Origin of the sequence: Porcincola intestinalis (genome assembly GCF_009696445.1) — a bacterium.
Classification (GTDB): Bacteria; Bacillota; Clostridia; order Lachnospirales; family Lachnospiraceae; genus Porcincola; species Porcincola intestinalis.
In genome coordinates this window covers 123058-141624 of sequence record NZ_VULZ01000008.1, presented here as the reverse complement: position 1 = coordinate 141624, position 18567 = coordinate 123058, and the positions used below count along the sequence as shown (strand labels likewise).

Here is an 18567-nt window from a genome sequence, read left to right as displayed (position 1 = left end):
CTCTTCTGCCAGTAGCCGTTCAATGATCTTTACTTTTTCTATCGGATCAATTTTGCTTTTCCTAGACATAGAAATACCCCCAAGTAGGTTTTATATTTCATTGTCCTACTTGGGGGTAGCATATCACTGATACGGGAGGTTTTTTTATGCCGTTTTCCTCAGTGAAAGGAACAGCAATCTTCAGAAAAATACACAACACCCAGCCATTGATCCACCTGATCACGAATCCTGTGACGATGAACGATGTCGTCAATCTGGTTCTCGCTTCAGGAGCTGCTGCGATCTGTGCGGACTCTCCACTGGAGGCTGCAGAAATCTCAGAGCTGGCTGACGCAACTGTCCTGAACATCGGCATGCCCTCTGAATCAAAACTTGAGGCGATGCTGGCCGCCGGGAAGAAAGCCAACGCTCTTGGCCATCCTCTGATCCTGGATCCAGTCGGCGCTGGTGCTTCCGAATTCCGGCGGCGAATTCTGCAGACATTACTCGAAAATCTTCATCTGACCTGCATCCGCGGCAACCAGTCGGAAATGGCTGCCTTGCTCGGGATGTCATACCCATCCCGTGGCGTGGAGGAAGCCGGCATCTGTCTGGAGCCTGCGCTTCTGCAGAAACTTGCGGAGAGATACGATACGGTTCTTGCTGTTACAGGTGATACGGACATCACAGTGAGTAAAGATCAGGTTCTTGTCAGTCATACAGGAACGCCTCTTCAGAAACGAATCACGGGGAGCGGCTGTATGCTGTCAGCATTTCTTGGTGCCGCTCTGGCAGGGTCCATGACTCCGCCTGCTATTCCCGGCGAGCGGGCACTTCGTCTGACAGATACCGCAGAAATCGCCTCACTTGTTCATAAAACTGTTGAAGTGTACAGCAGTCTTGCCAGCCAGGCTGAAGCCGAGATGGAGGCATCTTCCCGTCATGGAACGATGGAATTCCGCAGCCGCCTGATCGATATCGTCAGCACAGCCGGGCTGTGAAAATCGTACGTGTAGCGGAAGCCGTGTGCTCCCACAGCCTGCATTGAAAAAGACGCGGCGCAGACAGGTCAAGGGCACCAAAAACCTGTGTAGAAAGGAGGGAAATCGATGAAATTTGATCAGCAGATGCTGAGGCTGTATGCAGTAACTGACCGGAGATGGCTGTCAGGCAGGTCTCTGGAGGATGTGGTCGAGGAAGCACTTGCAGCAGGCATCACGATGGTGCAGCTGCGGGAAAAACACATGGATCCTGAACAGTTTCTGAAGGAGGCTTGTTCTCTCCGAGTACTCTGCCACAGATATCATGTTCCGCTTTTAATTGATGACAGTCCCGAAATCTGCCTTCGTTCAGGCGCAGACGGCGTACATGTCGGTCAGGACGATATGTCTGTTCAAAAAGCCCGGGCGCTCCTGGGTCCGGACAAGATCATCGGAGCGACTGCTCACAATGTCGCGGAAGCACTGATGGCTGAACGACTGGGGGCAGACTATCTGGGATGTGGAGCTGCGTTTGGCTCTCACACCAAGGAAAATGCCCGGCCGATCGATCGATCGACATATCGCGATATCACTTATGCGGTTCACATTCCAGTCTGTGCGATTGGCGGAATCACAGAAGAGAACATTGGGGAACTTCGTCACCTGGGTTTGTCCGGCGTCGCAGTCATCTCCGGTATCTTTGCTTCCGATCAGATCGGGGCATCATGCAGAAAGCTGCTCCGGCTCAGCAGCCGCCTGTAACAAATATGGTGATAGAAAGGAGACATCATGAAACATGAACAACTGAAAAAACTGGTGACATCCGCACTTCTTGTCGCTGTGATCATCGTCCTCTCCGGGTTCTACATTCCTGTCGGCGCATCAAAATGTTTTCCGATTCAGCATATGGTTAACATTCTGTCCGCTATTCTTCTGGGTCCCGGCTGGGGTGTCGCAATTGCATTCGTCGCTTCTCTCATCCGGAACCTGATGGGAACCGGCTCTTTGATGGCATTCCCCGGCAGCATGGTCGGTGCTCTGTGCTGCGGGTTGATGTTTAAGGCCACAAAGAAATACATTCCGACCTATCTTGCTGAGGTCCTCGGAACCGGTCTTTTCGGCGGTATGCTCGCCTTTCCTGTTGCTGTTCTGCTGATGGGAAACAAGCAGGCGGCTCTGTTTACCTATGTCCTTCCATTTTTCATCAGTACGGCAGGCGGAACACTTCTGGCTGCCATTCTGGTTTCCATTCTGGACAGGACAAAAGCACTGCAGTATATGCACCAGGTTTTATCTGAATAGTGAAAGGGGCAAATGAATGAAAACTGCACTGACAATCGCTGGCTCAGATTCGAGCGGCGGCGCCGGCATCCAGGCGGATATCAAGACTATGATGGCCAATGGGGTGTACGCAATGTCCGCCATCACAGCCATGACTGCACAGAATACAACTGGCGTCACAGCCATCATGAATGCGACGCCGGAATTCCTGAAAGAAGAACTGGATGAGGTCTTCACCGATATCTTCCCGGATGCTGTGAAGATCGGCATGGTATCCGACAGCAGCCTGATCCGGGTAATTTCGGAGCGGCTCCGGCATTACAGACCGGCTTACATCGTTGTCGACCCTGTCATGGTCGCGACCAGCGGAGCCAGGCTGATCAGCGAGGATGCAATTGTAACCCTGAAACAGGAGCTTTTACCCCTCTCTACCATCCTGACACCCAACATTCCGGAAGCTGAAGTGCTTTCAAAGATGCCGATCCGCTCCGAGGATGAAATGGTCGCGGCCGCGGCATGCATCAGTGATCGGTATCACTGCGCTGTGCTCTGCAAAGGCGGTCATAAGGTCAGTGATGCCAACGATCTCCTGTACAGAGATGATAGCTTCCGCTGGTTCAGGGGGAAGCGTATCAACAACCCGAACACCCATGGGACCGGCTGCACCCTGTCTAGTGCGATCGCCGCAAATCTGGCAAAAGGCTTCGGTCTGGATCTCTCTGTCCAGAGAGCCAAGGACTATATCAGTGGTGCCTTGTCAGCCATGCTGGATCTTGGCCACGGCAGCGGCCCGATGAACCACGCATATTGTTTCACCGGCACCTACATGGAAGATGCCCATTTCCAGAAAGAACAGGAGGAAGCAGGACATGAACAAACAGACAAATAACGGCAGAGCAGCCGGCGGTTTCCACATGACAACTCTCCAGTCCGGTCTTGTCTGGTTTGGGGCCGGTGTCTCCATCGCCGAGATTCTGACCGGGACGTACCTCGCCCCGCTGGGCTTCCGGAAGGGTCTTGCAGCGATCCTGACCGGGCATCTGATTGGGTGTCTGATGATGTACTTTGCAGGTATCATTGGCGGGCTCACCAGGCGAAGTGCCATGGAAACAACCCGGATGAGCTTTGGCCGTATTGGAGGAGTCTTCTTCGCCCTTCTGAATATTCTCCAGCTCGTCGGGTGGACGGCCATCATGATCTACGATGGCGCAGGAGCCATCAATGAACTTTACAAAGCCGGCATCTGGGTCTGGGCACTGGTCATTGGCGGCATGATTCTGCTATGGATTCTGGTCGGTCTCACTAACCTGGGCTGGATCAACTGGATTTCGATGACCGCGCTCTTCATCCTGACGCTCCTCCTAAGTGGTGTCATCTTCGGTCATGGTATTCTCCCGGAATCCAGCCAGTCTTCCATCTCTTTTGGTGCGGCTGTGGAGCTTTCCGTCGCAATGCCGCTTTCCTGGCTGCCGCTGATCAGCGATTACACCAGAGAAGCTGAATCGCCCAGACGTGCAACACTGGCAAGTGTTCTGGTTTATGGTCTTGTCTCCATCTGGATGTATATGATCGGGCTGAGTGCTGCACTTTTTACCGGTCAGTCCGATATCGCAGGCATTATGGCAAAGGCAGGTCTTGGGATCGCTGCCCTGGTGATCCTGATTCTCTCCACTGTCACAACCACATTTCTGGATGCCTGGTCTGCCGGCATCTCCACCGAATCTCTGGGCGGCTTCCTGCACGGAAAAGGAAAGAGGGCTGCCGCCATCGTCACAATCATTGGGACACTTGGCGCCGCCCTCTTCAATATGGATGACATCACCGATTTCCTATACCTGATCGGCTCTGTCTTCGCACCGATGATTGCCATCCAAATTGCAGACTATTTTATTCTGAAAAAGGATCACTATACCGAGAAGATAAATCTGCGGAATCTGATCGTCTGGGTCATCGGCTTTGTGCTTTACCGCATTCTGATGACGATTGATCTGCCCCTTGGCAATACCCTGCCGGACATGCTTCTGACAATCCTGATCTGCCTGCTCGCGCAGAAATTTGCCTGACCTGCCGGCTGTGGATGACATCCACAGCCGGTGCTGCGCCATCAATCTGCCTCACTTCTGCAGAAGATACATTCCCGCGCCGTGCGCCGGAAGCTCTGCCTGAATGCAGCTTCCTGAAAGCGTGGCCGGTGTATCGCCCCACAGATCCTCTGCGCTGTGCACGGCAAATTCCAGATCAGAAAGAGACACTGATACCGTCTGTGTTTTATTGTCAAGATTGAAAAGCGCCAGATACCGTCCGCCTTCCTGCGTCAGGCTCGTCCAGACAGCATGCTTTTCATCCCGCTCCATCTGCTCCGGTTCCCTGCCAGTCTGCTGCGCCGCAAGAATCTTCTCATTGGTCAGAAGCGACCGTGTCCAGTCATCCAGCTGTGTCAGGTCACCACCCATGATCAGCGGTGAGCGGAAAATGCACCAGAGTGTCATCAGCGTGCGTTGCTCCGCATGCGTGAAATTCGTCTTTCTCGGCTGGCCGAATCCTGTACCGATCTTTCCCAGCGGCAGCATGTCGCAGTCCGGCCAGCATCCCGGCTTTCCGTGCCCCTGCCACAGCTCGCAGCGGTCAAACATATCCAGAAGAAGCTTCCAGTCGTCCCAGAAATCATCGGTGATGCGCCACATATTGGCATAATGCTCCAGATGCCAGGCTTTTTCGATCACCGCCGGTCCCGGCGAGAGAGACAGGCACATCGGTCTCCCGACCTTGTCGATCGCGCGGCGGATCATTTCTACCTCTGCTGCCCCGTATGGATCATCCACATAGAGATGCTCATGGCAGATGTCATCCACCTTCACAAAATCCACTCCCCAGTCTGCATACAGCTGGAAGATCGAGTCATAATACGCCTGCCCTGCGGCGGACGCCGGGTCAACACCGTACATATCGCCGTTCCAGCAGCAGATCGAATCCGGGCGAGCTGCCTCATCCGCTGTCGCATTGGTTCCAAAGATCGGCAGCCGCTCATGAACTGCCTGTCTCGGAATACCACGCATGATATGGATGCCGAACTTCAGCCCCATGGCATGAACTTTGTCGGCGATTGGAGCAAAACCTTTTCCGTCTGCAGAAGACGGGAACCGGTTTGGTGCCGGGATCTGACGCCCCCATGCATCCAGCGTGAGCGGTGCGAACTTCCGATACACAACACCCTGATTTTTCTCACTCGCTGCCAGCGGTTCTGACCACTGTATATCACAGACCACATATTCCCAGCCACAGGACTTCAGCTGAGCCAGTCCAGCCGCATTATCAAGAAGCTGCTTCTCCGTTACTCCTGCTGCGAAGCAGTCCCAGCTATTCCATCCCATCGGAGGCTGCAGCGCCGCATTGTCTTTTCTGAGTCTCATATTCCTTTCCCTTTCCAGCCAATTCAGACTCATTCCTTTCGAAACATTACACATTCTCGGGTGACGATACACACCTGTCAATTTTATTGTATCATTATCTCGACCTGAAGAGGGATGACTCGCTCACGGATGGCTATGAAATATCAGCTTTTACACGTGGGAATTGATTTATCCTACTGATCCAGCAAATAACACAAAAAGGAAGCCCATCCTATACCTCCTGTTCGCGGAGCTGGTTTGCATGCTCCTCTGCACTTATTGTCATTGCACCATATGATTCACAATAAAAGCAAGTGCATCAAGCTGGATCCTGGCGATGGGAGTCCCCGCTCTGAAGTGCTTCGATGCGATGGTCTGCGATCACTGATCGGTGGACTCTACCCGGCCGTTACAAAGGAGCCTCTGGAACCGAATCCTGATGGTTCCCTTTCAATTGGTCCTTCAATAGACCGATCTCTTTCTCAATCTGATGGATGACTTCCATGAATTCTCCGTCAGAGGTTCCGGTCGGATCCGGGAGTCCCCAGTCGAAACGTCTCTTACAGGGAAGATACGGGCACTTCACCCCGCATCCCATCGTAACCACAATATCAAGCTCCGGAAGGGCATCCAACGTTTTGTTGCGCTGCCCTTCCTTTATCATGTCTATTCCGTACTGTGCCTTCATCAGACGGACTGCATCCGGATTGATCCTGTCCTTGATATCTGTTCCCGCTGAATAACTTTCAAAGACATCCCCGGCCAGGTGTCTTCCGAGTGCTTCTGCAATCTGGCTGCGGCAGGAATTATGTGTACAGATAAATCCGACCCTCGGTTTCCTCCCCTGCTGATTCATAGCAGCTTTCCGATCTGCTTCGCATTCAGGACGCGTCCTGTCGAGACGACCTTCCCGTCAATCATCAGTGCCGGCGTACTCATTATGCCATACCCGGCGATGATACTGAAATCGGTGATATACTCGATCTCCGCCTCGATCCCCTTTTCCTGCACAGCCTTCTTTGTATTCTCCAGCAGTGCCTCACACTTGCTGCAGCCTCCTCCTAAAACCTTGATGTTCATCGCTTTATCCTCCTTCTTTTTTCAGGCTCATGCCTGCCGCTTTTGAAAATGGCTCTGTGTCCTGTTCGCGATTTTCACCAGTGTCAGCATAACCGGAACCTCTGTCAGCACCCCCACCGTGGTTGCAAGAGCTGCCGGGCTTGTTGTCCCGAACAGCGCGATGGCAACCGCAACCGCCAGTTCGAAGAAATTGGATGCCCCGATCAACCCGGCAGGTGCGGCAATGTCATATGGAAGTCCCACCAGCTTCGCTGCTCCGTAAGCGATAAAAAAGATCAGGAATGTCTGGATGATAAGCGGCACCGCAATCAGGATGATGTGCACCGGGTTGGAGAGAATTACCTCTGCCTGAGATGCGAAGATGATCACCAGCGTCAGGAGCAGACCTATTGTAGTGACATGGTCAAATTTATGGACAAACACATTTTCCAGATAGTCCCTGCCCTTTCGTCCTGTAATCCCGACCCTCGTCACGATCCCTGCAGCAAGCGGAATCACGACAAAGAGCAGGATGCTGACAAACAAAGTGCTGTACGGCACCGAAACCCTCGATACCCCAAGCAGAAACTTTACAATCGGAACGAATGCCACAAGGATAATCAGGTCATTGGTCGCAACCTGTACCACAGTGTAGGCGGGATTCCCATGCGTCAGTGTGCTCCATACAAAAACCATCGCAGTGCACGGCGCCGCGCCCAGAAGAACTGCTCCGGCCAGATACTGGGTTGCAAGCTCCGGTGCAATGAAATGCCGGAACACTACAAACAGGAACAGATACGCCAGACCATACATGGTAAAAGGCTTGATCAGCCAGTTTGTAATCCAGGTTACAAACAGTCCTTTCGGATTTCTGCCGACCTCCCTGATACTCTGGAAATCCACCTTAATCATCATCGGGTAGATCATGATCCAGATCAGCACCGCAATCGGGATCGAGATCCCGGCAACCTGCATCTTCCCCAAAAACCTGGGAACCCACGGCAGGAAATGTCCGACCAGTACCCCCGCTACCATGCACAGCAGTACCCATACGGTCAGGTACCGCTGAAAAAAGCTGATTCCCTCGTTCTGTCTCTTCATCATCTTTGGCATCTCTCCTGCAACCTCCCTATATCCTTTCTCGCTTCAAAATAGGTCTTATCTGCACTGGTCTGCCTGCTTCTGATCGCAGCAGCCTCCGGTGGTTTTCTCCCTGCTCCGGCAGACTTGATCTGGATTTCCCTCACCGCAGCAACCTCTGTCTTCGCTTTTCTGTCTGCAGGCTTTCCCGCAGTTCAGATGATCAATATATTCACGAAATGCGGTCAGGACATCGCAGTTCAGGGAATAGTAGGTATTCTTCCACTCCTTCCTCCCGTTCACAAGGCCGCACTCTGCCAGAACCTTCATATGATGGGACAGTGTGGGCTGTGCAATCTGGAAATGCTCCAGCAGCCTGCACCCGCACATTTCCCCGTTCATCAGCAGCTCCACGATCTGGATCCGGTTGGAATCCCCCAGCGCCCTGCAGATCAGCGCGGCATCCATTGCATTCATATGCGCTTACCTCCTTATTTCCTGGCTTATTCCCTAGCTGCCTGTCTCCCTTGCATCCATTACAGCAGAATCAGATCCCTGTCAGCGCGCCCTGGAACAGATTGAATCCATACCCGACGATGATAATTCCCGCGATACATATGACAATGAACGCTGTAAGCAGCTTCGGCTTGATGGCCTTTCTCAACATGATCAGCGATGGGAGACTCAGGGTTGTGACCGCCATCATAAAACTGAGCACGGTTCCAAGCAGTGCGCCTTTGGACAGAAGCGCCTCCGCCACGGGGATTGTCCCAAAGATATCCGCATACATCGGAACGCCGACCAGTGTTGCCAGAATCACACCAAAGGGATTCCTGTTTCCCAGGACAGTCTCGACCACATGCTGCGGAATCCAGTTGTGGATCACCGCGCCAATGCCGACTCCGAGGAGGATATACGGGAAAACCTTACGGAACGTTGATGCAACCTGATCCCGCGCATAGATCATTCTGTCCCGGATGGTCAGATCCGGAGCTGTAATGTCTACTGCCAAGCTGGCATTCCGGATAAAGTCCTCAACCTGATCCTCCATATACAGGTGTTCGATCAGGGTCCCCCCGCTTACCGCAATCAGAAGCCCCGCAGCTACATAGACAAGGGCAATCCGATATCCGAAGATGCCCATCAAAAGGACAAGGCTTCCAAGGTCTACCATCGGAGAGGAGATCAGAAATGAGAATGTCACACCGAGCGGAAGGCCTGCACTGGTAAATCCCATGAAGATCGGGATCGAGGAGCAGGAGCAAAACGGCGTCACCGTCCCGAGCAGTGCCCCGATCAGGTTGGCCCAGATTCCATGAAACCTTCCCATGATCTGCCTGCTCCGTTCTGGCGGGAAAAAGCTCTGTATGTACGAAATCACAAAGATCAGCACACAGAGCAGGATTGTAATTTTGATGACATCATAGAAAAAAAACTGGATGCTCCCGCCGATCCTTCCGGACAGATCCAGCCCGATGGCTGAAAGTGCGCGGCCGACCAGCCGGTTCAGCCACTTCAGCCCCAGGATTTCGTTCTGAATCAAATTCCCCATACGATCCCCTCACATTCGTATTCATCTATGTGAAAGATTATAGTTCTCACATTCTTACTTGTCAATGTGATAAGACCGCCTTTTAATCTGATATGTTGGCGGTGTCATGGCTGGTTGCGAAGCCGCCCAGATTCCCGTCTTATACCAGAAGGAGATTTCCGCATGAATAACAGAAAAGCATTTCTCATCCTGTCGTTACTCTGCCTGATTCTTTCGCTCCTCGGCTTCCTTGAGGGATTCATCGGCGGCGCCTTTAAGATGTTTGTCGAAGGAATGACGCCTGGTGTCATTGCCGGTCCGTCCATCCTGATGTTGATTCTTCTGAAAGATACAGACACATACGGGAAAGCATTCCGCAGGTAAAAAACACTTACGTGCCCCAGACAAACGTGATAGAATCATCCGCGTAATGAGCAGCCAGAAGCGTAAGTCCAGTTACGGACTTACGCTTCTGGCTGTTTTTTGTCTTCAAAGGAGTGATAAAAATGAAGGAACTGGACCTTGGACACGAAAAAATAGGAACGCTGATCAGACGTTTTTCCATTCCCTGCGTGATCAGTATGGTCGTCGCCGCGCTGTACAATATTGTCGATCAGATATTCATAGGCTGGAGTCCGGCGGGGGCTTACGGCAATGCGGCAACGAATATTGTCTATCCGTTTACGGTATTTGCCCTTGGCATCGCCCTGCTGGTCGGAGATGGTGCCGCAGCTCAATTCAGTATTGCACTCGGCATGGGAAATAAGAAGAAGGCTGACCGGATCATCGGGAATGGACTAATCGTACTGATCGTTTCCGCCCTGGCGATATGTCTGATTGGGTTTCTCTTCCAGCCTCAGATTCTGGCTCTGTTCGGAGGAGATCCTGAGGAAACAGAGTGTTACCAGTATGCGAATGATTACTATCATATCATCTGCATGGGAATTCCCTGCTATATGATCGGGCAGGGGCTCAATGGTGCGATCCGGGCAGACGGCGCCCCCCGGTATGCTATGGTATGTACGCTGACCGGTGCTTTGGCAAACCTGATTCTGGATCCGGTGTTCATCTTTCCGCTTGGTCTTGGTGTAAAGGGAGCCGCCATCGCGACAGTGGCCGGCGAGATCATCACGTTTGCAATGAGCATCGTATATCTGGGAAGATCAAGAAACTTCAGGATCACCCCTGAATCTGTCCGCCTGCAGGCTTCGACGGTCAAAAATGTCATCCAGACCGGGATGGCATCTCTGATCATTCAGTTGTCAATTGTTGTGATTATTGCTGTCAATAATAATCTGCTCACAAGGTATGGTTATCAGACGTATGCGAGCACAGGCAAAGCCTTTGGTGCAGTAATTCCGCTGGCAGTGATTGGTATCGTCATGAAAGTCTTTGGAATTGTCGTTTCAATTGTAATCGGCATCAGCCTGGGCGGTCAGCCGATCATCGGCTACAACATCGGCTCCGGCAATGTCCGGAGAGTCAAGGGAACCGTACAATACATTACAAAACTTGTGATCAGCGTCGGCGTGACTGCCTTTCTGATCTTCGAACTGGCTCCAGATCTGGTGATTTCCCTGTTCGGCAGCCACAATACCACAGAGTACATGGAATACGCCAGGTTATGTATCCGCATCTTCCTCGGCGGTATTATCCTGACATGCTATATTAAATCAGCTGCCATCATCCTCCAGGCTGCCGGAAACAGTGTAAAGGCCACTATTCTGGCGCTTCTGAGGGATGTCATCATATTTGTCCCCACGTCCATTCTGATCGCGGCTGTATCAAAAAGTATTGTGACGATGCTCTGGGCTGCAGTCATTTCAGATGTAATCGCTGCCGGTACCGGCTTTCTGTTTGTCTCATCCGAGATCCATCATCTGGAGAAAACAGCTGAAAAAGACACTTTCACCCAGGAGGCCAGCTGTACATAACCCTGCATACAGGACCTGCCCCGCAGAAAGCTTCAGATTTCTGCTCTACACCGCAGCTTTATAACCTCAGCCCCTAGCCGCCGGATGCCTCCCGTCAAGGACTGATGCTCCGCTTCACCTGCATCACTCAGCTCCGATACACTTCCGGATTCTTAAAAGGAGCAGAATCAGGGAGACACACAGTACGATATGACCGATTCCTGCCAGACCGGAGACAGCCGTATCCATTGCCTTAGATATGGCTGCTTCCTTCACCTGCAGGATACCGCGAACAAGCAGCATCACAACTGTCAGATTCAGCCCGGCATGATAGGCTGTCAGGATGCGTCTGGTCTTTTGATCTGTGAGGGAAAAGCTCTTTTCCAGCACAAGCAGAAGCAGAAAGAACAGCATGCCCAGGATGAAATAATGAGTATGGACAAACGCCAGAGTTGTTCTGCCGGTGTAGTGATTGTACTTCGCAAACTTCCGGTAGAACACGCCGCCCGCCATCGCCATCAAAGCGTAGAAAATCGCTGTATGGATATATCTCTTCAGGCTCTCCATCTTATTTGATCTCCTTTCTCATTGCCTTATATCCGATCAGAACGGTCCACATATAAGCGCAGGTCTTCGGGATCATCAGCATACCCATCAGCGGTATTCTTGATGCAAACAGGACAACCGGGATGTAGAAGCCGAAGCTCAGCACGATCGTCAGCCACAGATGGCGGAACGCATGATCCTGTCTCCCCCTGCGCTTCGGAAGAACAGGATGATGACAACTATACCGAGCAGGGCAAATGGGATATTCCGCCAGATCCCCCAGACTTCAGGCGGATTTTCCGCTGTCCACTGGTTCTGCGGCAGAAGACAGAGTACGATCCTCGCCGCGGCCAGAAGATATACGATCCCTGTCAGGCTCCTGTGCTGCCTGATCTGATAACGCTCCCGCCACACATAGTAGAGCAGAACATAGAAGATCGTCATCGTCACAGATGTGACTACCTTTCCGACGCCCAGAACAGCCGTATAGTGGTCAAGTCCAGTCGTGCAAAGCGCGATCACCCGCGGAATCAGATGGAAGGAATCGCCTCCGCCAAGGATGATGGCCATCCACCCAAAAATTGTGAACTGTCTGCTTTTCCCACTGCTCGCTCTGACCATCAGAATCCCGATGGTGATGACTGAAATCAGATAAACGAGATCAAATGTCGTTTCCATTACTGCCTGCATCGCAACCTCTCCTTTTCTTCAGTACAATGTTCTCCGGACCACTTCAAGAACCGGTTCCGGATTGTAGTCTTTCCTCACCAGTGCCGCGAGCATCAGGGAAAACAGAATTCCTGCGAACTGCTCCGCTGTAAACCGGCTGGAAAATGCATCTCTTCGCACCTTCCTGTCTTGCTTCAGTACCTGACAGAACCCATCCTGAATATGCAGCCAGGTCTGATGCATCCTCTCGGTTCCCGCTGTCTTTCCGCTGTCAGCCGTACCAGCCGCTTCCTCTGCCTTCCCGCCCAAGCCCAAGCCTGCTCCAGCTGCTTCCTCTGTCTTCCCGCCCAAGCCTGCTCCAGCCGCTTCTTCTGTCTTCCCAGCCTTTTTTCCCTGCATGAATCCCAGCGAATGGAGCGTAAAAAAATCCGGGTATTCTCTGCTTCCAGCCTCCATCCGCGCATATACCCATCTGACACAGCGCTCTGTATTCTCAAACACTGAAGGATCACCCGGTTCATGGAAGATTTCATACCAGACGCTCTCTACTGTGTCGGTCAGAAGCGCCGTCTTGGACGGGAAGTAATAGTAGATCGCCCCGACCGAAACCCCGCAGGCCGCCGCAACAGAACGGATACTAACAGCCTTCCAGCCTTTTTCCATCGCAAGCTTCCGGCTCGCTTTCAGAATCTCTTCTCTTGATGTGACAATCGTATTCATCGCAGCTCCTCATACTGAACGTTGTTCAGTTTAAGCGATACATTCCCTCCTGTCAAGCATTTCCAAAAAACATCTGTCATGGGATATCCGTATTCAGACAGCAAATAGCCAGGAGCGGTCCGTGTGCCGTTGATCACGCACGGAACCATTCCTGGCTATATAGAAATGTCTGTCCTGAGCATACCGCCTGCTCGTGCTTTGACCCCTCAGTCTGACTGCCGGCTTTGCAGAATCACTGGCAGATCTTTCAGGGCCATTCAGGATTTCTCAGATTTGGAAAGTGGCCGGAAGATCACCGCCATATAGCGGCAAAACACATACACGACAAACGCGGCTGCGATGACAGTCTCCGCCACAACGATCGGCCGAAGCACGGGCAGTGGATGTCCCATCTTTGCCGCGCACATCATCGTCTGCTTCGTCGCAATGGCTGTAATGACCAGCGGGAACGTGAAGGCTGCGCAGCTTGGATAAAACGGAAGCTTCAGACACCGAACTGCCTGAACCAGTGCTGCCAGATAGATCAGATTGGCACCAACTGCCATTGCCATCAGAAACGGATAGGACTTCGGCGTCCCGCTCTGGACATATCCGGCCACACAGAGGCTGAGCGGTGCGGCATAGATCACCGCCAGAGAACGGGCCGGCTCCGGAACCGGAATGCGGATGTACCGCACGGTTACCAGAACAAACAGAAACAGGAAGCAGATGAATCCGAACCAGAATGCTCCATTTCCGAATGCAGCGGCATTGTAAGCCGGTGCTGTAACAGACGCAACGACAATTCCGACATAGACAATATAGTACACAGTAAATACATCCTTCAGCTTCAGATGAAAGATGAAGGTGACCGTAAAATAGATGATCAGCGCAATATGCAGGGCGATGGCAAGCGTCCAGATTATAAAAGCGGCCTTCCCGATAAAAGGCTTTGCGTAGACCGACAGCAGCATCAGTCCCATTGGAAAGGTCCCGCTGATTCCGGCAAGAACAGGATTCTTCATGTCTGCCTTCATCTGATCAGGACAGAAGACCAGCCTTAGGAGAAGCAGCACCAGCATGCCGAACGCCAGCCAGCCACAGATTGTGCGAAGCACTTCCGAGTTGCTCTGCAGCAGATTTCCAAGAGCAGCCATCCCCAGCATCACGCCCGAGAGAGGTAGCGGAATTCTCTGACACCACTTTTTCATCACTCTTCCTCCTTCTTCGGAGGCAGGTACGGCTTGTCGAGCCCTTTGACCGGCTCGTCATCTGTGTCCTCGACGCCAAGTTCCCGGCACAGTATCTCTGCGACCTTTCCTGCGCACAACCCAGTGAACGCGATGCACTGCTCCTTGTGTTCACCGCAGCCCATGTCGAATCCTCTCGTCAGAACCCTGCAGCACACGGCATGCTTCGCAGTTGCCTCACGGAACCAGTCGTGCAACTCATGCGTCAGTGCCATACAGTGGTTGACCTTCGGATCCTTCGGCCCGTTCTGCTCCGTCCGTCCGAAGAACATGCCGAGCGCCAAAATGCCGCCATTCAGCGCACCGCACATACAGCCTGAGCGCCCTGCACCGACTGCCATCCCGGATGCCATCGCGATAACCTCCTCCGGAACATTCACCTCAAAATCACTGCGGATTGCGGCCATTACAGCCTCGCAGCAGAAATACCCGCCTCTGTACAAATCCTCTGCATGCTTCTGTACGGCCTTCGGACTGACTTTTACTGCTTGATACTCCACCATCTGAAAATCCCTCCCTTAGATTGATTGCTTTGTTTTACTTGTTCAGTCATCTGATTTTATTTCATTGTATCAAAATATTTGGAAGGTATTTATCAAATAATAAATTTTTATTATAATATTTATAATTATTCTTTATTAATTGACGATTCGTTCAGATTTTTATTCAGACAGAATACCCGGACAGGAGGACAGGCACGATGGACATGAAACAGCTTCGAAGTTTTGTGGAGGTTGCGCGGCTGCGGCAGTTCACTGAAGCGGCAAACCGCGTTCATTTGTCTCAGCCGGCGGTCAGCACCCAGATCAGGGCTTTGGAAAGAGAGCTTGGCGTGGATCTGCTGGAAAGGACAACAAAGCGGGTAACTCTGACCGAGAAGGGGGAGCTTTTTTACAGCTACGCCCTCCGCATGCTGGAGCTGGAACAGACTGCTCTGGAGAGGCTCTCAGACTCTATGGGACAGATGATCACGCTCGGCGCATCTACAATCCCTTCCTCCTACCTGCTTCCGCCAATTCTGTCTGGGTACCGCAGTGAAAATGCCGGCTGTTTCTTCCGTGTCCTGCAATCTGATTCTCATACCGCGGTCAGCCAGGTTCTCGATGGAACAGTCGATTTTTCGGTCGTAGGCGAAGTCCCTGATAATTCTGCGCTCACCATCCGGGAGATCTGCCGGGATCAGCTGCTGATTGTAACCCCTGTGAATGAGCATTATATGACGCTGAAGCACCACACGCCCTCCCTGCAGCAGCTTTTCCAGGAACCTGTCATTCTCCGTGAATCCGGCTCCGGAACACAGAAAAACTTTGATCGTTTTCTGGAACGTCACCATATTCACAAGGAGGATCTGCATGTCGCTGCCTGTGCCAACGATCTGGAGGCGATCCGCAAGATGATCGTCTCCGGAATGGGTATCTCAATGATGTCTGCCTGTTCTGTCCGGGATCTGGCCGGAAGCGGACAGGTTCTCGTCTATCAGATGCATGAAGACATCAGCCGTCACTTTTACATTGTCTGGCAGAAGAGGCGGAGCCTGACTGATTCAGAACGGAACTTCATCGGTTACCTGGAGAAAAACGTGCCCCGATAAGCATTCCATACAGGCAGAACCGGCTGCGCTCACATCCTGATTTCCCGGGATTCTTTGTACGATTGCAGTTGACTAATCCCGCTGTTGAGACGTACGATGTCCCGAAAATAGGGCTATTTCGGTTCTGCTTTGAAAGGGGATTTTGACATTATGGTACGCTTGTTTTCTCGCTTCTTCATCAAGAGCGGCATGAGTGAAGATGAACAGCGCAATGCCTGGGGAATGCTCTGCGGGACGGTTGGTATCATACTGAACCTGCTTCTGTTTGCCGGAAAAGGACTGGCTGGTCTTTTCAGCGGTTCTCTTGCAATCGTGGCGGACGCCTTGAACAACCTTTCCGATGCTGCCTCCTCCATCATCACACTGGCAGGCTTTTCGATCTCGAAAAGGCAGGCGGATCCCGGGCACCCGTTCGGCCATGGACGAGCCGAGTATGTCTCAGGCTTCGTCGTTTCGTGCATGATGATTGTCATGGCGTTCGAGCTTGCCCGTGATTCGATTGCAAAGATGATTCACCCTGAGGAAATCTCTTTCTCCTGGCTGGTCTTTGTGATCCTGATCGGTTCCATCTTTGTAAAGTGCTATATGGCATTCTATAACAAAGCAACAGGAAAGCGCATTCATTCGGTCGCTCTTGAAGCCGTCGCCAAAGACAGTACCAACGACTGTGTTTCGACTTCCGTTGTCCTTATCGCTTCCATTGCCATCCATCTGACCGGACTGACCCTGCTGGACGGCATCTGCGGTCTGCTGGTTGCCTGCTTCATTGCCTACCAGGGCATCGGGTCCGCCAGGGATACCCTTAACCCGCTTCTCGGGCAGGCACCGGATCCGGCATTTGTACAGGAGATTCGGGATATCATGGCGAACGAGAGCGACCAGATTACAGGCATCCACGATCTGATTGTCAATGATTACGGACCCGGGAAGCGGATCGTCTCCCTCCATGCCGAGGTCCCGGCAAGCGGAAACATTGTGGAACTTCACGAGATCATCGATAAAGCCGAGGAAGACCTGGAATCGAAGCTTCACTGCCTGGTGACAATCCATATGGATCCGATTATCACAGACGACCCGCACATCGTTGCACTGCGGGATGAGCTCTACCAGATTCTGCAGAGCATCGCGCCGTATCTGACCATGCACGACTTCCGGGTCGTTCCCGGGAAAAAACGCCCGAAGCTGATCTTTGACGTCGTCATTCCGTTTGGATTCAAGCTGACAGACGACGAGCTGCAGAAGCGAATTGAGGACGAGGTTCATCGCCGGATCGGCACGCAGTATGAAGTGGTGATCCATGTGGATACCGATTACACCGTTACGATGGCGAAGCGCTGACCTTCCTCAGCGCTTCTGGCTCCGCATCCAATATCCCCGCCGCTTACTGAAGAAGCCTTGCCAGCAGCGTGCGGTGCACTTTCATCGCGCCCCTTGGGCAGAATTCCTGGCAGCAGAAACAGCGAATGCATCGTTTTCTGTCAATCTTTGGCTTTCCTTTCACCATCGTGATTGCCATGGCCGGACAGACGTTGAAACATTTCCTGCAGCCGATGCACTCGGACGGATGTACCTTGGGCATCTGCTGCATTGCACTTCTGAAAATGGCCTCCTGCAGGCGGCCAAGCACGCCATTCCCTGTAAATGTAACCCGGACGCCGTCTGCCTGCCGGAAATCGGTGAGCTTCCACTGTTTCGGCCGCTCTCCTGAAATCTCAACCTCCTGAAGCCCGGATGGCCCAAGTCCGCGGCTGGCTGCACAGCGAATTGTCGGTACATCCTCAGGACGCATGCCAGTCAGCTCTGCACAGATCATGTCCAGGTTGTAAGGATTTTCCGATGAAAGAACCAGGCCCAGCGGGCGGGGTGATCCGGCTGTCGGTCCATTTCCCTCCATGCAGACGACTGCATCGACAAGATTCAGTGCCGGTTGGAGTGCCTCGTTCAGATCAATCAGCATGTTGGCGAAGGCTGTCTCGTTTGGAAACCGCATATGGTACTCCGGCTTCGTCGTCCCCGGGACAGCTCCGAACAGGTTCTTGACCGACGCTGTCAGACGCATCATCCCGTGTGATTTCAGCTTTGCAAAGTTGATGATCACATCCGCCTTTCTCAGCCAGGATGTACAGCTGAAGACATGCGCGGCCGCTGCCCCCGGATATGTCACATTCTCCGTCTCTATATCATCATTCAGTTTTGCGCCAGTCTGCTCAATCTGTTCCATGCCCGATTCGCGGTACGCCCGCCTGAGGGCTTCCCTTGTAAACAGGCCGCCCGGACTGTCTCCTACCGTCACCTCAGCGCCGCGCATGGTCAGCTGCCGGCACAGCTCCGTCACCAGCTGCGGGTGCGTCGTCACAGCTTTCTTCGGTGATGCGCCCGTTACCAGGTTGACCTTCACCGCAACCCGTACGCCCGGCCCGATCCCTGAAAGGCCCGGCCATTTTTCCAGCGCGCTGCACACGGCAGCCCTTGCATGTTCCTCACTGTAGTCCGGACACGCCGTCAGCACAACCACATCAGACCGTCGCGCGGCAGCCTGTCTTCTCTCTATCGTCTCATCATTGCTCACAGAAATTGCATGCTCCTATTATTGAGATTTG

General features: G+C 52.6%; 20 protein-coding genes and 1 pseudogene. 9 read left to right on the top strand and 12 right to left on the bottom strand.

Going from position 1 to position 18567, the window contains the following annotated elements; all coding sequences use genetic code 11:
* Positions 1 to 146: 146 nt before the first annotated feature.
* From FYJ35_RS08880 to cytX, 5 genes are all read left to right on the top strand, one after another.
* The gene (locus FYJ35_RS08880) at positions 147 to 980 is read left to right on the top strand and encodes a hydroxyethylthiazole kinase (RefSeq protein ID WP_154525653.1); all 834 of its coding nucleotides are present in this window, start codon (positions 147 to 149) and stop codon (positions 978 to 980) included.
* Between the two features lie 108 nt (positions 981 to 1088).
* On the top strand, positions 1089 to 1721 hold the full coding sequence (gene thiE, locus FYJ35_RS08875) for a thiamine phosphate synthase (protein ID WP_154525651.1): 633 nt from the start codon (positions 1089 to 1091) through the stop codon (positions 1719 to 1721).
* Between the two features lie 27 nt (positions 1722 to 1748).
* Complete coding sequence (thiW, locus tag FYJ35_RS08870; protein WP_154525649.1) at positions 1749 to 2261, top strand: energy coupling factor transporter S component ThiW; 513 nt, start codon at positions 1749 to 1751, stop codon at positions 2259 to 2261.
* 16 nt (positions 2262 to 2277) lie between these two features.
* Positions 2278 to 3129, top strand: coding sequence for a bifunctional hydroxymethylpyrimidine kinase/phosphomethylpyrimidine kinase (gene thiD, locus FYJ35_RS08865; RefSeq protein WP_154525647.1), 852 nt, complete (start codon positions 2278 to 2280; stop codon positions 3127 to 3129).
* A complete protein-coding gene (cytX, locus tag FYJ35_RS08860; protein ID WP_235906476.1) occupies positions 3110 to 4303 on the top strand; it encodes a putative hydroxymethylpyrimidine transporter CytX in 1194 nt (397 codons plus the stop codon). The genes thiD and cytX overlap by 20 nt, the downstream gene beginning before the upstream one ends.
* Before the next feature lie 51 nt (positions 4304 to 4354).
* Here cytX and FYJ35_RS08855 read toward each other — a convergent pair whose 3' ends face one another.
* The 6 genes from FYJ35_RS08855 to FYJ35_RS08830 form a co-directional block, all read right to left on the bottom strand.
* Entirely contained in the window at positions 4355 to 5650 is a 1296-nt protein-coding gene (locus tag FYJ35_RS08855) for a glycoside hydrolase family 27 protein (protein WP_154525645.1), read from the bottom strand.
* A gap of 388 nt (positions 5651 to 6038) precedes the next feature.
* Complete coding sequence (locus tag FYJ35_RS08850) at positions 6039 to 6485, bottom strand: arsenate reductase ArsC (protein WP_154525643.1); 447 nt, start codon at positions 6483 to 6485, stop codon at positions 6039 to 6041.
* Positions 6482 to 6709: a thioredoxin family protein gene (locus FYJ35_RS08845; RefSeq protein WP_154525641.1), complete on the bottom strand. Its 228-nt coding sequence runs from the start codon at positions 6707 to 6709 to the stop codon at positions 6482 to 6484. Before FYJ35_RS08845 ends, FYJ35_RS08850 begins: the two co-directional genes overlap by 4 nt.
* Before the next feature lie 27 nt (positions 6710 to 6736).
* Positions 6737 to 7792 carry an ACR3 family arsenite efflux transporter gene (gene arsB / locus FYJ35_RS08840; protein ID WP_154525639.1) on the bottom strand — a complete coding sequence of 352 codons (1056 nt, stop codon included), beginning with the start codon at positions 7790 to 7792 and terminating at the stop codon, positions 6737 to 6739.
* A 54-nt stretch (positions 7793 to 7846) separates the two neighbouring features.
* Positions 7847 to 8245, bottom strand: a complete 399-nt coding sequence (locus FYJ35_RS08835) for an ArsR/SmtB family transcription factor (RefSeq protein ID WP_154525637.1) — start codon at positions 8243 to 8245, stop codon at positions 7847 to 7849.
* A 70-nt stretch (positions 8246 to 8315) separates the two neighbouring features.
* On the bottom strand, positions 8316 to 9320 hold the full coding sequence (locus tag FYJ35_RS08830) for a permease (RefSeq protein ID WP_154525635.1): 1005 nt from the start codon (positions 9318 to 9320) through the stop codon (positions 8316 to 8318).
* Positions 9321 to 9482: 162 nt separating this feature from the next.
* Here FYJ35_RS08830 and FYJ35_RS08825 point away from each other — a divergent pair, with 162 nt between their 5' ends.
* A complete protein-coding gene (locus tag FYJ35_RS08825) occupies positions 9483 to 9683 on the top strand; it encodes a hypothetical protein (protein ID WP_154525633.1) in 201 nt (66 codons plus the stop codon).
* Positions 9684 to 9805: 122 nt separating this feature from the next.
* Complete coding sequence (locus tag FYJ35_RS08820) at positions 9806 to 11233, top strand: MATE family efflux transporter (RefSeq protein ID WP_154525631.1); 1428 nt, start codon at positions 9806 to 9808, stop codon at positions 11231 to 11233.
* A 123-nt stretch (positions 11234 to 11356) separates the two neighbouring features.
* Here the strand turns inward: FYJ35_RS08820 and FYJ35_RS08815 are convergent, their stop codons facing one another.
* The 5 genes and pseudogenes from FYJ35_RS08815 to FYJ35_RS08795 all read right to left on the bottom strand — a co-directional run bounded on the left by FYJ35_RS08815 (position 11357) and on the right by FYJ35_RS08795 (position 14879).
* Positions 11357 to 11779, bottom strand: a complete 423-nt coding sequence (locus FYJ35_RS08815; protein WP_235906474.1) for a DUF2871 domain-containing protein — start codon at positions 11777 to 11779, stop codon at positions 11357 to 11359.
* Between the two features lies 1 nt (position 11780).
* Positions 11781 to 12448, bottom strand: a pseudogene (locus FYJ35_RS08810) (hypothetical protein).
* An 18-nt stretch (positions 12449 to 12466) separates the two neighbouring features.
* Positions 12467 to 13147 carry a TetR/AcrR family transcriptional regulator gene (locus tag FYJ35_RS14730; RefSeq protein ID WP_235906472.1) on the bottom strand — a complete coding sequence of 227 codons (681 nt, stop codon included), beginning with the start codon at positions 13145 to 13147 and terminating at the stop codon, positions 12467 to 12469.
* 257 nt (positions 13148 to 13404) lie between these two features.
* Positions 13405 to 14337, bottom strand: coding sequence for a TDT family transporter (locus tag FYJ35_RS08800; RefSeq protein WP_154525629.1), 933 nt, complete (start codon positions 14335 to 14337; stop codon positions 13405 to 13407).
* Positions 14337 to 14879: a C-GCAxxG-C-C family (seleno)protein gene (locus FYJ35_RS08795; RefSeq protein WP_154525627.1), complete on the bottom strand. Its 543-nt coding sequence runs from the start codon at positions 14877 to 14879 to the stop codon at positions 14337 to 14339. Before FYJ35_RS08795 ends, FYJ35_RS08800 begins: the two co-directional genes overlap by 1 nt.
* 197 nt (positions 14880 to 15076) lie before the next feature.
* Between FYJ35_RS08795 and FYJ35_RS08790 the strand changes: the two genes are divergently transcribed.
* Entirely contained in the window at positions 15077 to 15967 is an 891-nt protein-coding gene (locus FYJ35_RS08790) for a selenium metabolism-associated LysR family transcriptional regulator (protein WP_154525625.1), read from the top strand.
* 150 nt (positions 15968 to 16117) lie between these two features.
* Positions 16118 to 17305 carry a cation diffusion facilitator family transporter gene (locus FYJ35_RS08785; RefSeq protein ID WP_154525623.1) on the top strand — a complete coding sequence of 396 codons (1188 nt, stop codon included), beginning with the start codon at positions 16118 to 16120 and terminating at the stop codon, positions 17303 to 17305.
* Positions 17306 to 17348: 43 nt separating this feature from the next.
* On the opposite strand, the gene FYJ35_RS08780 is transcribed toward FYJ35_RS08785, so the two are convergent.
* On the bottom strand, positions 17349 to 18536 hold the full coding sequence (locus FYJ35_RS08780) for a DUF362 domain-containing protein (RefSeq protein ID WP_154525622.1): 1188 nt from the start codon (positions 18534 to 18536) through the stop codon (positions 17349 to 17351).
* Positions 18537 to 18567: the final 31 nt, after the last annotated feature.